Raw genomic sequence first — 14525 nt, 5'->3', positions numbered from 1 at the left:
ACCATAGAAGGAGTCTGACGTGTACGACATGCCTGCCGAAATCGACGTCCAAGCCGATGGCCCATTGCGGATCATCACCTTGAACCGGCCGGACTCGCTCAACTCGGTCAACGACGACCTGCACGTCGGGCTGGCGCGGCTGTGGCAGCGACTGACCGATGACCCCGCCGCCCGCGCGGCGGTCATCACCGGGGCCGGCCGGGCGTTTTCAGCCGGCGGCGACTTCTCCTACCTGAAGGAACTGTCGGCCGACGCCGATCTGCGCGCCAAGACCATCCGGGATGGACGGGAGATCGTGCTGGGCATGGCGCGGTGCCGAATTCCCGTGGTGGCCGCGGTGAATGGGCCCGCCGTCGGGCTGGGCTGCAGCCTGGTAGCGCTGAGCGACATCGTCTACATCGCCGAGGATGCCTACCTCGCCGACCCGCACGTGCAGGTGGGGCTGGTGGCGGCCGACGGCGGCCCGTTGACCTGGCCGCTGCACATCAGTTTGCTGCTGGCCAAGGAGTTCGCGCTCACGGGCACCCGCATCAGCGCGCAGCGCGCCGTCGAACTGGGGCTGGCCAACCACGTGGCCTCCGACCCGCTTGCGCAGGCAATCGCCTGTGCCAAGAAGATCTTGGACCTGCCGCAGCAGGCGGTCGAAAGCACTAAACGGGTGCTGAACATCCACCTGGAGCGGGCGGTGCTGGCCAGCCTGGACTATGCCCTCTCGGCCGAGCACCAGTCGTTCACGACCGAAGATTTCCGGTCGATCGTCACCAAGTTGGCCGCCGGCAAGAACTGAGCGCGTCACGCCGGCGGCGAGTCGTGTCGCCGCAGGAAGCCACGCATCACCCGGTCGAACTTGTCCGGCTCCTCGATGAAGGGCATGTGGGAGCTCTTCTCGAACAACTCGAAGCTCGATCCCGTTATGCGCCGGTGCATGTCCCACATGTGCTCGGGCGCGCATTCGTCGAACCTGCCGGCAAGGATGAGGGTGGGCAACGAAATTTCGGCCAACCGATCGAACACGTCCCAGTCTCGGATGGTGCCGACGATGCGAAAGTCGCTCGGCCCGAACATCGTCTCGAAGATTTCGGTGCCCATGTCGGCGAAGGCCGCCAAAAGCTCTGGGGGCCAAGGGCGTGCGCGGCAGAGGTAGGTTTCGTTCCAGGTGCGGATCGCGTTCTGGTATTCGGTCGTGTACGTCGTCCCGGCGGCCTCGTGACGTTCGATGGCCGATTGCGTCGCCGGATCGAGCCCGTTTTTCAGCCGGGCCACCATCTCGGAGAACTGCGGGATGGACGCGATGCTGTTGGAGATGGTGAGGCTGACAGCGCCCGACGTGACGTCGAGCGTGTACTGCTGCGCCATCATTGCGCCCCACGAGTTGCCGAAGACGTGGAAACGGTGGAGGTCGAGAGCCCTTACGACGGCATCCATTTCGGCCACCGAGCGCTGCATGGTCCACAGGTCACGGTTCGATGGGCGGTCGGACTTGCCGCAGCCGAGCTGATCCCAGTAAATGACTTCTCGCTCGTCGGTCAACCGCTCGAGCGACCGCAGGTAGGTGTGGGGTAAGCCGGGCCCGCCGTGAACCACGAGCAGGGGCACGCCGTCCCCGCTACCGACCCGCTTGAACCACACGTCGCCGCCCGGGACCCCGATCTTTCCCTCCATGCCGAGGATGCCTCCTGGGTTGCTTGCCAAGCAGAGTCGTACCGTATACGCCGGTGTCTGCGATTCTGCGTCAGTTCGCGAGCTCAAGTCTCCTTGCAACGCTGACTCTCAGAATGAGAGAATAGTGTTCTCATAGGCCGTGGGGGCTGTCGAGCCCTCGCGACGTTCGCCGAACTGGAGAAGACCACGTGCCTGAAGCCGTCATCGTGTCCGCCCTGCGCACCCCCATCGGCACCGCCCGGAAGGGCACCCTGCGCGACACCAGCGCCTTCGACCTCGCGAACCACGTGGTCTCGGAAGCGGCGAAGGAATTGGACCCGGCGCAGGTCGACGACGTGATCCTGGGGGAGGGGCTGTACGGCGGCGGCGTGGTCGCGCGCCACGCCGCCATCACCGCCGGGCTGACCCAGGTGCCCGGCCTGGCCAACAATCGCCACTGCGCGGCCGGCCAGGCGGCGGTGCAGAGCGCGGCGGCGAGTGTGCGCGCCGGCATGGATCGACTCGTCATCGCCGGCGGCGTGAACTCCGCCTCCACGTCCCCCCGGTCCCGGATGCAGGTGGACGGCGAATGGGTCGACTGGTTCCCCCCGACCCATCCGGACCGTCCCGACGCGCCGAACCTCGACATGTCGATCACCGTGGGCTGGAACGCCGCGGTGAAAGCCGGCGTGAGCCGGGAAGAGATGGACGCGTGGGCGCTGCGTTCGCATCGCAACGCCATCGCCGCGATCGACGAAGACCGCTTCAAAGAGGAGATCGTCCCCATCGAGACGCCGCATGGGCTGTTCGCCGTCGATGAACACCCGCGCCGCGACACCACCATGGAGAAGCTGGCCGCGCTCAAGCCGCTGCATCCCGAAATCGAGGGCTTTTCCATCACCGCCGGCAACGCCTGCGGCGCCAACGACGGTGCGGCCGTGCTGACCATCGCGAGCGACGAGCTTGGCCTGCCGCCGCTGGCGACCGTGCGGTCCTGGGCCTCGGTCGGGGTCGACCCCGCGATCACCGGGCTGGCACCTGTCGAAGCGATTCCGAAAGCTCTTGCCCGCGCCGGACTTTCGGTCTCGGATGTGGACTTGTTCGAGATCAACGAGGCCTTCGCCGCGATGTGCGTGGCCACCGTCAAGCTGCTCGATCTCGACCCGGACAAGGTCAACGTCAGCGGCAGCGGATGCTCGTTGGGGCACCCGGTGGCGGCGACGGGTGCCAGAATGCTGGTTACCCTCGTCTACGAATTGCGCCGTCACGGCGGCGGAATCGCGGTAGCGGCCATGTGCGCGGGCGGCGGAATGGGGTCCGCGACCGTCATCGAGGTACCAGCACCGTAAATGGAGATCGCCGACTTGATCGCCGGCGCGCGCGACGGATCTCCGCGCGCGGCGGGTCGGCTCCTTTCCCTGGTCGAGGGCGAGCGCCGCGACGAGGTGCTGGCCAGTATCGAGCCGTCATCGGTCGACGTCATCGGCATCACCGGCCCGCCGGGCGCGGGCAAGTCCACTACGATCGCCGCTCTGGTCGGCGCCTACCGGAAACGGGGGGACCGAGTGGCGGTGCTGGCGGTGGACCCGTCGTCGCCGTTCAGCGGTGGGGCGCTGTTGGGCGACCGGATACGAATGGCCGCGCATATCAACGACTCCGACGTGTTGATCAGGTCGGTGGCGACAAGGGGCCACCTCGGCGGGCTGGCCGCGGCGGTCCCCGCCGCCATCCGCGTGCTGGGGGCGATCGGTTATCACGTCGTCCTGCTGGAGACGGTGGGGGTGGGGCAGTCCGAGATCGAAATCGCCGCCGTCGCCGACCCCACCGTCGTCATCCTCAATCCCGGTGCGGGCGATGCGATCCAGGCGGCCAAGGCGGGGGTGCTCGAAGTCGCCGACATCGTCGTCGTCAACAAGGCCGACCGCGACGGTGCCGAGCAGACCGTACGGGACCTGCGGGCCGAGACCGATGCCCCGATCATCAGCCTCATCGCCGATCGCGGCGAGGGCATCGCGGAGTTGATGGCCGCCATCGAGGACCACCACCGGACCGACAGCCGTGCGCGCCGCCTAGCCCGTGCCCGAGCGCAGATCCTGTCCTTGGCGCAGACGCGGTTGCGCAGCCGGCCGGACCTCGACCGGCTCGCCGAGGCGGTCGTCGACGGCGACCGGGACCCCTACTCGGCGGCCGAGCGGCTGCTGTCCCCGACCCCCCGGGAGCAGGACTAACGGCTTCGCGTGTCCCCCGATCGGGGGAACCGGGATTCATCCCGTTTGCGGACCGATCGGCGGAGGCCCGGCCGCGCCAATCTCCCTACGTTGATCTTGTGCCCAACGGCACGATCTGCGATGAGTTAGGAGACCCGGCACATGGCTCGCACACCCGAACGGTCGGCCGCACACCTCGGTGAACAGCTGGAGCTGTACCGGCGGATGTGGGTTCTGCGCCTGCTGGACATGGCATTGGAAGAATCGCGCATCGACGGTCTGCTCAACGGACCCATGGTGGCCGCATTCGGCCAAGAGGCCGTGGCCGTCGGCACCATCGCGGCGTTGCGACCGGGCGACATCATGAGCACCGCGATCCGCCATTTCGAGCACGCTGAGCGGGTTGGTCGCGCCCTGCCCTTGGGCCCGGCCATCGCCGAGATGATCGCCCCCAGCCCGGTTGCGGCCGGCGGTGTGCAGGAAAGCCCGTTCGCGACCGAATGGAAGCAGATCTTCGCCACTTCGAACCCACTGCGGCAATCGATCCTGTTCGCGCTCGGCGACGCCTATGCGCAGCAGGTGGCCGGTGGAGGCAAGGTCACGCTGTGCGTCATCGGGGACGACGCCGTGAGCTCCCCCGAGTTCAAGTCGGCGGCGACGATCGCGCTGTCGTGGCGCCTTCCGGTGGTGTTCGTCGTCGAAAACATCCGCGATGGGTCCGGTGTGCGCCGGGGTCCACGCGAGCGCCACGGATTGCCGGTGGCGCCCGTCGACGGCAAAAACGTTGTAGCGGTGTATGACTCGGTCTCCCAGGCGGTGCGTCGAGCCGGCGCGGGCGGCGGCCCCACCATGGTCGAGGCGGTCACCTACCGGACCAACCACCCAGCCGGGGTCGATCCGTTGGTCTATGCGCGCCGCCAGCTGACCCGTGCGGGCGTGAACGCCGGCCACCTCTACGAGGTAGAGCGACGGGCTCGCCACCTGGTGGCCGAGGCCGCGGCGTTTGCGAACGCACAACTGCGCGAGGAGCGTCCGGCGTCGGTGAGCGAACCGGACCACTGGTCGCCCGCTAGCTGAGCAGACCTTGCCGCATCGCCTCGGCAACGGCGGCCGCGCGATCGCTGACGCCGAGCTTCTCGTACAGCCGCTGTACGTGGGTCTTGACCGTGGACGGAGCCACGTACAGCTCAGCCGCGATCACGGGGATGCTTTGGCCACGCGCAATCCGGTTGAGCACCTCCCGTTCACGCGCGCTCAGTACGGGACCCGTTGGTTCCGCCCGGTGCCGGATCTCTGCGGTGAGCCCGCCCACGAGCGCGGGCGCCACCACGTCCCGGCCGAGTGCGCAGTCGAGCACGGCCTTGACGATCTCGCTGCGCGTCGAGTCCTTCAGCACAAACCCGGCGGCGCCCTGCTGCAGCGCCTGGTAGACGATGGCGGGCTCGTCGTGCGCGGAGATGAGCAGCACGCGGGTCGGCAACCCCTGATTCCGCACCGCCGCCGCCACCTGCCCGCCATCCATGCCGGGCATCCGGTAATCGAGCAGAGCGACGTCGGGCCGGTGCTCCTTGATCAATTCAAGTGCCGCCGAGCCGTCCTCCGCCTCGCCGACGACGTTCACCGAACCGCTCGACGAGAGCGCACGCACCACGCCCTCACGGAAGAGCGGGTGATCGTCGCCAACAACCACCCGCACCTTCTCGGGCGTCGCCGGGCGGGCCATGGCGATGAGTGTAGCCCGCAAAGCGGCGAAGACAATCGGAGAAAACTCTGATGCATCTAGGCGTGATTTGCGGTGAGGCGGCCCGCGCGGATGAGTACTGTGTTCGCGTGGCGGTCGCCAGTGACGCAGAACTGGGCCGGGTGCGCAGGCTTCACCAGCTGCGCTCCTATCGAATCGCGTCAGTCCTTCGGCTCGGTGTGGTGGGCCTGATGATCGCTGCGATGCTCAGCGGCACCCGCCGGTCCGAGTGGGCTCAGCAAACTGTGCTCATTGCCGGGTACGCGGTTGTCGCGACGTGTGCTCTGGCGCTTGCCTTCCCGCGGAGCCGACTACGGCTCGGACGGGGCCGCCTGGTCCAGGTCGGCCGGCTGGAGCCGTTCGTGTTCACCGTCATCGATGTCGTCATGCTGACGGTCTTCCAAGTGTTGTCGACCAACGGACTCCATCCGTTGCTCATCATGACGGCACTCCCGATCCTGATCGGGCTCGACATCTCGTCCCGGCGGGCGGCGGTGGTGTTGATTTTCTCGATGGCGGGTTTCGCGGTCGCAGTGCTCGAAGACCCGGAGATGGTCGGTTCGATCGGCGTCACCGAGGCCACGTTTCGGTTCCTCCTCTACGGATTCTTGTGTGTCACGGCGTTTGTGGCCGTCCGCATCGAGGAGCGGCACACCCACTCGGTCGCCGGACTCAGCACCCTCCGCGAGGAATTGCTCGCTCAGACGATGACGGCGTCCGACGTCGAGCAGCGCCGGATCTCGGAGTCCATACACGACGGGCCGCTGCAAGACATCTTGGCGGTACGCCAGGAGCTCGTCGAGCTGGACGCGGCCCTACCCGGTGATGACCGCATCGCGCGCGCGCTCACCGGTCTGCAGACGGCCTCGGAGCGACTGCGGCAGGCGACGTTTGAGTTGCATCCGGCCGTCCTCGAGCAGGTCGGGTTGGCGGCCGCGGTCCAGCAGCTGGCCACCTTCACCGGCCAACGGTCGGGCATCGAGATTCAGACCGACATCGACTACCCCATTCGCAGCGCCGTCGACCCCGTCGTGTTCGGTGTGGCGCGCGAATTGATGTCCAACGTCGTGCAACATTCGCGGGCCCGGAGCGCCTCGGTGATGCTCGGGATCACCGACGAGACGTGCGTATTGCATGTGGCCGACGACGGCGTGGGATTCGACGACCAGACTGTCGCGCGCCGACTGGGCGAAGGACACATCGGATTGGCGTCGCACCGGGCCCGCGTGGAAGCCGCCGGGGGAAGGTTCACCTTCCTCGACGTGCCCGTCGGCACCCACATCTGCGTCGAGCTGCCGATCGCAAGATAACTGCTACTTCAGGTCGACGGACTTTCCCGTAGCGGCGGCGTGGCCGGCTCGATAACCGAAAACCATTGCGGGGCCCAGCGTTCCGCCAGCGCCACCGTAGGCGCGTCCGGTGACCCCGCCCATCGCGTTGCCGGCGGCGAACAGGCCTGGTATCGGCTCACCGCCCACGTGCAGCACCCGCCCATCGCGGTCGGTGCGCGGGCCGCCCTTGGTGCCCATCGCGCCGATGCGTAGCGGCACCGCGTAGAAGGGGGCGGTGTCGATGGGGCCGAGCGTCTTGCCCGCGAGGGTGGTCGCAGTGTTGTCGCCCCAGTAGCCGTCGTAGGCGCTGGAGCCACGTCCGAAGTCGGGATCGGCGCCGGCGGCCACGTGGCGATTCCAGTCCTCGACGGTCTGGATCAGCCCATCCGCGTCGATGCCGGTCTTGCCGGCCAACTCGGCGAGGTCCGCCGACTCGCAGAACCAGTCCGGAACGGGCTGCCCCGGCTCGATGCCCAGGAATCCATAGCGCTGCAGGTGAATTGAATCGAACACCATCCAACCGCGGTCGTTGACGTACCCACCGCGGGGATCGAGGTAGTGGAACGCGCCGGCCATGGAGTTGTAGTCGGACGCCTCGTTGACGAAGCGACGCCCGGCCGCGTTGACGATGATGCTCCTGGGCCGGGTTCGTTCCAGCCTTACGCTGCGGCTGCGTGGCTTGCCCTCGATGGTGTCGCCGGGAATTTGGACGATCGGGACCCACCAGGCTTCGCCCATGTTGGCCAGATCCGCACCCTGCGCCATCGCCATGCGCAGGCCATCCCCGGTGTTGGTGGGCGGAGAGACCGCGCCGTGCATCGGGCCACGCAGAAACGCCTGCGTCAGAGCGGGATCCCACTCGAAGCCGCCGGTGCCCAGGATGACGCCGTGCCGGGCGCGAACGCTGACGCTGCGTCCCCGAAGCCAGATCCGCACCCCGGTGATTTCTCCGCCCTCGGCGACGAGTTGTTCGGCGCGCGCGTTGATGTGCGGCGTCACGCCGGCATCCTGAAGTCCCTTGAGAAGTCCCGCGATCAGCGCGGTGCCGGCAACGCACAGGTGGCTGGTTCGTTCGTCGATCGCCGCGTGTAGCCGTGCCCTGGTCTCGGCGTCGAAACCGACGTTGGACCAGTCGGCGGGGAACGACGTGATCCGCGTGGCCCATTCGCCCAACTGGGCCAGATCGAATGGCGCGGCACTCAGCGATCGGCCGCCGGTGGGTCGTCCTCCCGGCAATTCGGGGCGGTAGTCGGGGAAGCCGGTGGCGATCTCGAAGCGCAAACCGCTGTGTGCCTCGACGAAGTCGAGCATCGCCGGGCCGGTGTGCACAAAGGTTTCGACCAACTCGTCGTCCATCGAGCCCAGGGACTGTGCGCGCAGGTATCGCAACGCGTCGGCAGGCGTCAATTCCCCGTCGGGAGAACGGTTATGGGCGGGGATCCACACGACGCCACCCGACACCGCGGTCGTCCCGCCGACGGTCGGCGCCTTCTCGAAGATCTCCACCGAGGCACCGGAGGCTGCCGCGGCGAGCGCGGCGGTGAGCCCGGCCCCACCACTACCGAGCACGACGACATCGGCTTCATTGTCCCAGGACATGGACTGTTATCCCTTCAGCTCAGCAGCTCGGACAACTGCTTTGCGGCTTTGACGACCGCGTCTTTTCCGCGCATCACCACGTCCTCCCGGTGGGAGATGAGGTTGATGCAAGTCGGTGGGGAGGGCGGATGGCGCTGCACCGCCACCGCGAGGCCGTAGGTGTTCGGTTCGATCTCCCCGTAAGTGGTCACCCAGCCGCGTTCGCGTGCGCGGGTGACCAAGTCTCGTTCGCCCGGGCGCGGGGGCATGCTTGCGAGCAAGGCGATTCCGGCGGCACCCCGTTCGAGCGGGTATCGACTTCCTTCGTGAAAGGACAGCTGGTAAGCGACATGGCTCGGCACGATGACCGCGACCGCCACCTGCTGGTCGCCCTCGGCGATGAGCAATGACACCGTGGTGCCGAGCTCGTCGGCCAGTGCGCGCAGTGTCGGCAGGCTGACTTGGCGCACGTTGCGGTCGAAGGACGCGCCCAGCACGGCGAGCCCGGATGCCGGCCGGTAGCGCCCGTCCTCTCCCTTGGCCACCAAACGGAATTCGGCGAGCGTGGAAAGCAGTCGATAGGCGATGGTCCGATGCACCCCGACCTGGTCGGCCAGTTGTTGAACGGTAAGCCCGCTGGGGGAATCCGCCACCATCTGCAGCGCGGTCAGACCCCGGGCCAGCGTCTGTGAACCTGTCGCCGAACCTGCCACAGCCTTGACAGACCTCCTTGCGAGAGCGAAGCTCTATTAATAACGCACGCTAGTGTGCGATATTAGCACACAAGGTACGTCAAGAACGAGAATACGATTTCCACGATCTGAAGGCCAGAGAGGAACCGTGGCGGAGTTCGAGAGCATCTGGAGCGATCTCCAGGGCGTCGCATTTGAGCAGGGCTACCTGGACGCCGGGGGAGTGCGGACCCGCTATCTCCGCGCTGGCGACCCGGGCACGCCGGTGCTGGTGCTACTGCATGGATCCGGTGGCCACGCCGAGGCGTACGTCCGGAACCTGGCGGCACACGCCGAGCACTTCTGGACCTGGTCGATCGACATGCTGGGCCACGGCTACACCGGCAAGCCGGGCCACCCGCTGCAAGTTCGCCACTACGTCGAGCACCTGGTGGGCGTACTGCGCACCATCGGCGTCGATCGCGCCAGCATCAGCGGTGAATCGCTGGGCGGATGGGTGGCCGCCCGCGCCGCGATCGACCATCCCGACGTGGTCGACCGGCTCGTCCTCAACACCGCGGGCGGCTCGCAGGCCGACCCGGTGGTGATGAAGCGGATCGTGACCCTGTCGATGGCGGCCGCCGAGGACCCGACCTGGGACACGGTGCAAGCTCGGATCAAGTGGTTGATGGCCGACAAGTCCAAGGACTACGACGACTTGGTCGCCAGCCGCCAACGTGTGTATCGCCAACCGGGGTTCGTCGACGCCATGCGCGACATCATGGCGTTGCAGGACCCCGAGATTCGGGCGCGCAACATCATCAGCCCGGACGAGTACGGTGCGATCACGGCGCCGACGCTGGTGCTGTGGACCAGCGACGACCCCACCGCGGACGTGACGGAGGGCCGCCGGATCGCGTCGATGATCCCCGGTGCGCGCTTCGAGGTGATGCCCGGCTGCGGTCATTGGCCCCAGTACGAGGACGCCAAAACCTTCAATCGCCTGCATCTCGACTTCCTGCTGGGGCGGTGATGGCCGAGGCGGGGCGCGAGCCGGCAGGTATCGAGGCCGACGTTGTCGTGGTCGGGGCCGGTCCGGTTGGTCTGACGTTGGCCAATATCCTCGGCCTGCAAGGTATCCGAACGGTGGTGGTCGAAGAACGCGACACGCTGATCGACTATCCGCGCGGGGTCGGGCTCGACGACGAGGCGTTGCGCACGTTCCAGTCGATTGGGTTGGCCGAGCGGGTCATACCGCATACGGTGCCCAACCAGATCCTGCGTTTCGTCGACGCCAAGCGGCGCGTGCTAGCCGAAATGGCCCCGCCCGACGCGCGTTTCGGGTGGCCGAAGCGCAACGGCTTCGTGCAACCGCTCGTCGATGCCGAATTGCTGGCCGGGCTGGACCGATTCGAGCACGTCGAGGTGTGGTGGGGACGTCCGATGGCGGCGTGTCAGGAAGACGCCGACGGGGTGACCGTCGAATTGGCGGGTGGGCACGACCACGAAACATCCAGCCTACGAGCGCGTTACGTGGTGGGTTGCGACGGCGGCCGCAGCATGACGCGCCGCATGATGGACGTGTCCTTCGACGGGACGACGTCATCGACGCGCTGGCTGGTGGTCGACGTCGCCAACGACCCGCTCGGCCATCCCAACAGCGAGGTCGGCGCCGACCCGGAACGCCCCTACGCCTCGATCTCGATCGCGCACGGAATTCGCCGGTTCGAGTTCATGATTCACGCAGACGAGACCGACGAGCAGGCCGAAGATCCGGCGTTCCTGACGCAGATGCTGTCCCGGATGGTGCCGCACCCGGACCGCGTCGACGTGATCCGGCGGCGGGTCTACACGCACCACTCGCGGATCGCCGGCGCGTTCCGCAAGGGCCGGCTGTTGCTGGCCGGGGACGCCGCCCATCTCATGCCGGTATGGCAGGGCCAGGGCTACAACAGCGGAATCCGGGACGCGGCCAATCTGGGCTGGAAGCTCGCCGCCGTGGTGAGCGGTCGCGCCGACGACAAGCTCCTGGACACCTACGACGTGGAGCGCCGCAAGCACGCGCGGGCGATGATCGACCTGTCCACCATGGTGGGCCGGGTGATCTCGCCGACCAACCGCCGGGTGGCCGGCGCGCGCGATCTGCTGGTGCGGTCGGCGTCAATCGTGCCGTCGCTCAAGCGGTATGTCCTCGAGATGCGCTTCAAGCCGATGCCCCGCTACGAGCACGGTGCCGTTGTGCACAGCCCCACATACGGCGGGGCGGACTCGCCTGTGGGCACACTGTTCATTCAGCCTCGGGTCGACACCCGCGAGAAGCAAAATGTGCTGTTGGACGACGTGCTCGGTGACTGGTTCGCCGTGCTGTGCTGGAACAACAATCCCCGCAAGATTCTCGGCGACGTCGCCTTCGCGAATTGGAAAGCGCTGGGCGCCCGGTTCGTTGCGCTGCGGCCGGTGACTCAGCTGCACTGGACCGGACACGACGATCCCGACGTGCTGGTCGTGGGCGACCACGGCGGCGCTGTCAAATCCTGGTTCGACACCCACCAGGAATCGGTGTTGTTCCTGCGCCCCGATCGCTGCATCGCCGGTGCCTGCATCGCTCAGCGCGCTCCCGACCTGAGCGCCGCACTGCTGAAAGCGCTCACGCTCACACCGCGAGGGGGTGATTTGCAAAGTGGCACTGGCTCTGTGCTGTATGTCGCACAGCCCGCTCCTGAATCTTCCGGGGCCGTCGCAGGACCTGCTTGACGACATCGAAGGCGCGATCGCCGATGCGCGACGATTCGTCGCCGACTACGACCCTGAGCTCGTCGTCATCTTCTCCCCGGACCACTACAACGGGTTCTTCTACAAGATGATGCCGCCCTTCTGCATCGGGACGAGCGCCAACGGCGTCGGCGATTACGGCACCCATGCCGGTCCGCTCGACGTTCCGGAGAAACTCGCGACCGAGTGCGCGAAAGCCGTGCTCGACGCGGGGGTCGACATCGCGGTGTCCGCGTGCATGGATGTGGATCACGGCACGGTTCAGCCACTCGAGAAGTTGTTCGGCGAAGCCACCTCGCGCCCGGTGATACCGATCTTCATCAACGCGGTCGGCGTGCCGTTGGGGCCTTTACATCGGTGCCGGGCGCTCGGTACGGCCGTGGGCAGTTACTTGGCCACACTGGGCAAGCGGGTCCTGGTACTGGGGTCGGGTGGGCTGTCGCACAGCCCGCCGGTGCCCACGTTGGCGACCGCACCCCCGCCGGTGCTGGAGCGCATCGTCCACGGCCAGCCGATGACACCTGAACAGCGGCAGGCCCGGCAGGCGGCCGTGATCGATGCGGCCAAGAGCTTCGCCGCCGGCGAGAGTGACCTGCAGCCACTGAACCCGGTCTGGGATCAGCGGTTCCTCGAGATCATCGACGGCGGTTGGCTGGGCGAGCTCGACAAGTGGTCGAATTCGTACGTGGCCCACGAGGGCGGCAGCTCCGCCCAGGAAATCAGAACCTGGGTGGCCGCATTCGCGGCGCTGGCGAGCGTCGGGCCCTACGAGATAACCGGGCGCTACTACAAGCCGGCCGCCGAGCTGATCGCCGGCTTCGCCATCAGAACGGCCGTGCCGAAATGAGGGCTGCGGTAAACGACTTCGACCACGTCGTCGACGTACTAGTCGTGGGCTCGGGTGGCGGCGGGATGACGGCCGCCCTGACCGCCCAGGCCGCCGGGCTGGACGTGGTGGTCGTGGAGAAGTCCTCGTTCTTCGGCGGCTCCACCGCGTTGTCCGGCGGTGGCATCTGGGTGCCCGGGGCGCCCGCACAGCGCCGGGAGGGTTACGCCCCGGAGCCCGAACGCGTCGTCGAATACCTGCGCCGGATCACCGACGGACTGGTCAGCGAGGCGCGGATACGCCAGTACGTCGGGTCCGCGCCGGAAATGCTCGCCTTCCTCGAACGGCTCTCGGGGTGGTGTGAGTTCGTCTGGAAACCCGGCTACGCCGACTACTATCCGGAACTTCCCGGCGGGTCCGAACTCGGCAGCACGATCAACGTGCCGCCCATCGACCTGCGGAAGCTCGGGCCCGACGAGCAGCGACTGCTGCAGCCTCTGGCGCTGGCGCCGAGAGGAATCTGGCTGGGCCCCAAGGAACTCCGCACGTTCTACCGAATCCGGCAATCGTGGGCCGGCAAGGGCGTATTGCTCAAGCTGATATCGCGGATGATCCGCGCGCGGTTGTTCGGCGAGCGGATGGCGGCCATCGGGCAATCACTGGCCGCTCGCCTGCGATTGACCATGAGGGAATGTGGCATCCCGCTGTGGCTGGACTCGCCGATGACCGAGCTGATCGCCGACGCCGACGGTTCGGTGACCGGCGTGTCGGTGGTGCGGGACGGCAAAACGCAGCGGATCGGTGCGCGCCTCGGGGTCATCCTGGCGTCCGGCGGCTTCGACCACGATCTGGCCTGGCGCAAGGAACTGCTACCCGTTGTGGACCAGGACTGGAGCTTTGGCAATCCCGCCGCCATGGGCGATGGTATCCGCGCGGCCCAAAAGCTCGGCGCGGCAACCGACCTGCTCGACGAGGCGTGGTGGTTTCCCGCCATCCAATGGCCGGATGGCCGCATGCAATTCATGCTCAACGAACGCATGATGCCGGCGCAGTTCATCGTCAACGGCGACGGCAAGCGCTTCATCAACGAGGCGGCGCCCTACATGGACTTTGGCCATGCCATGATCGACGGCCAGAAATCCGGCGTGACCCATATCCCCTGTTGGCTGATCACCGACCACAGGTCGTGGAATCGCTACGTCATCGGTGGTCACCTGCCGATCCCCAAAATCCCGGGAGCGCCGGTACCCACCGGCCGCAAAGTCCCCTCGGCGTGGCTCGAGTCGGGCGTGGTCAAGGCGGCGACGACGTGGGAGGAGATGGCGACCAAGATCGGCGTGCCGGCGGACAATCTTCGCGAAACCGCCCGCCGCTTCAACGAACTCGCCCGCAAGGGTCACGATGACGATTTCAATCGCGGCGACAGCACCTACGACAACTACTACGGCGATCCGACGCTGCCAAACCCGAACCTGTATCCGTTGGGGCATCCGCCGTATTACGGGTTCCGGATCGTCCTGGGCGACCTCGGCACGTCGGGCGGCCTGCGCACCGACGAATACGCGCGCGTGCTACGGGACGACGACACGGTCATCCCGGGGCTGTACGCGGTGGGTAACACCTCCGCGCCGGTGATGGGACGCAGCTACGCCGGCGCGGGGGCGACCATCGGCCCCGCGATGACCTTCGGCTTTGTCGCGGCGAATCACCTTGCCGCACACGCGGCCAACCGAACCCTTAATTCTCATAGGAGGTAAC

13 protein-coding genes are annotated in these 14525 nt (G+C 67.2%); 9 read left to right on the top strand and 4 right to left on the bottom strand.

Going from position 1 to position 14525, the window contains the following annotated elements:
- The first annotated feature begins 19 nt into the window (after window positions 1–19).
- A complete protein-coding gene (locus tag G6N51_RS15425; RefSeq protein ID WP_083168345.1) occupies window positions 20–787 on the top strand; it encodes an enoyl-CoA hydratase/isomerase family protein in 768 nt (255 codons plus the stop codon).
- 5 nt (window positions 788–792) lie between these two features.
- Here the strand turns inward: G6N51_RS15425 and G6N51_RS15420 are convergent, their stop codons facing one another.
- Window positions 793–1662, bottom strand: coding sequence for a proline iminopeptidase-family hydrolase (locus G6N51_RS15420; protein WP_083168348.1), 870 nt, complete (start codon window positions 1660–1662; stop codon window positions 793–795).
- A 188-nt stretch (window positions 1663–1850) separates the two neighbouring features.
- Between G6N51_RS15420 and G6N51_RS15415 the strand changes: the two genes are divergently transcribed.
- The 3 genes from G6N51_RS15415 (at window position 1851) to G6N51_RS15405 (ending at window position 4925) form a co-directional block, all read left to right on the top strand.
- Entirely contained in the window at window positions 1851–2990 is a 1140-nt protein-coding gene (locus G6N51_RS15415; protein WP_083168351.1) for a thiolase family protein, read from the top strand.
- The gene (meaB, locus tag G6N51_RS15410; protein ID WP_083168354.1) at window positions 2991–3869 is read left to right on the top strand and encodes a methylmalonyl Co-A mutase-associated GTPase MeaB; all 879 of its coding nucleotides are present in this window, start codon (window positions 2991–2993) and stop codon (window positions 3867–3869) included.
- A 141-nt stretch (window positions 3870–4010) separates the two neighbouring features.
- Window positions 4011–4925: a thiamine pyrophosphate-dependent enzyme gene (locus tag G6N51_RS15405; RefSeq protein WP_174814318.1), complete on the top strand. Its 915-nt coding sequence runs from the start codon at window positions 4011–4013 to the stop codon at window positions 4923–4925.
- Here the strand turns inward: G6N51_RS15405 and G6N51_RS15400 are convergent.
- Window positions 4918–5571: a response regulator gene (locus G6N51_RS15400; protein ID WP_083168357.1), complete on the bottom strand. Its 654-nt coding sequence runs from the start codon at window positions 5569–5571 to the stop codon at window positions 4918–4920. The two genes, G6N51_RS15405 and G6N51_RS15400, sit on opposite strands and share 8 nt — an antisense overlap.
- A gap of 107 nt (window positions 5572–5678) precedes the next feature.
- Here G6N51_RS15400 and G6N51_RS15395 point away from each other — a divergent pair, with 107 nt between their 5' ends.
- Window positions 5679–6899 carry a sensor histidine kinase gene (locus G6N51_RS15395; protein ID WP_083168684.1) on the top strand — a complete coding sequence of 407 codons (1221 nt, stop codon included), beginning with the start codon at window positions 5679–5681 and terminating at the stop codon, window positions 6897–6899.
- A gap of 3 nt (window positions 6900–6902) precedes the next feature.
- Here the strand turns inward: G6N51_RS15395 and G6N51_RS15390 are convergent, their stop codons facing one another.
- Window positions 6903–8519 carry an FAD-dependent oxidoreductase gene (locus G6N51_RS15390; protein WP_083168360.1) on the bottom strand — a complete coding sequence of 539 codons (1617 nt, stop codon included), beginning with the start codon at window positions 8517–8519 and terminating at the stop codon, window positions 6903–6905.
- A 14-nt stretch (window positions 8520–8533) separates the two neighbouring features.
- Window positions 8534–9211, bottom strand: coding sequence for an IclR family transcriptional regulator (locus G6N51_RS15385; RefSeq protein ID WP_083168363.1), 678 nt, complete (start codon window positions 9209–9211; stop codon window positions 8534–8536).
- Window positions 9212–9338: 127 nt separating this feature from the next.
- Here G6N51_RS15385 and G6N51_RS15380 point away from each other — a divergent pair, with 127 nt between their 5' ends.
- From G6N51_RS15380 to G6N51_RS15365, 4 genes are read left to right on the top strand one after another with little or no spacing between them, the layout of a single operon-like run.
- A complete protein-coding gene (locus G6N51_RS15380; protein ID WP_083168366.1) occupies window positions 9339–10202 on the top strand; it encodes an alpha/beta fold hydrolase in 864 nt (287 codons plus the stop codon).
- Window positions 10202–11923, top strand: coding sequence for a bifunctional 3-(3-hydroxy-phenyl)propionate/3-hydroxycinnamic acid hydroxylase (locus G6N51_RS15375; RefSeq protein WP_083168369.1), 1722 nt, complete (start codon window positions 10202–10204; stop codon window positions 11921–11923). The genes G6N51_RS15380 and G6N51_RS15375 overlap by 1 nt, the downstream gene beginning before the upstream one ends.
- Window positions 11871–12788 carry a 3-carboxyethylcatechol 2,3-dioxygenase gene (locus G6N51_RS15370; protein ID WP_232078400.1) on the top strand — a complete coding sequence of 306 codons (918 nt, stop codon included), beginning with the start codon at window positions 11871–11873 and terminating at the stop codon, window positions 12786–12788. Before G6N51_RS15375 ends, G6N51_RS15370 begins: the two co-directional genes overlap by 53 nt.
- On the top strand, window positions 12785–14524 hold the full coding sequence (locus tag G6N51_RS15365) for an FAD-binding protein (protein WP_083168375.1): 1740 nt from the start codon (window positions 12785–12787) through the stop codon (window positions 14522–14524). Before G6N51_RS15370 ends, G6N51_RS15365 begins: the two co-directional genes overlap by 4 nt.
- Window position 14525 lies beyond the last annotated feature (1 nt).

It is taken from the genome of Mycobacterium paraseoulense, assembly GCF_010731655.1.
In the GTDB taxonomy this organism is placed as follows: domain Bacteria; phylum Actinomycetota; class Actinomycetes; order Mycobacteriales; family Mycobacteriaceae; genus Mycobacterium; species Mycobacterium paraseoulense.
The sequence above is the reverse complement of the archived record's forward strand: the minus strand, read 5'-3'. Positions and strand labels throughout refer to the sequence as shown.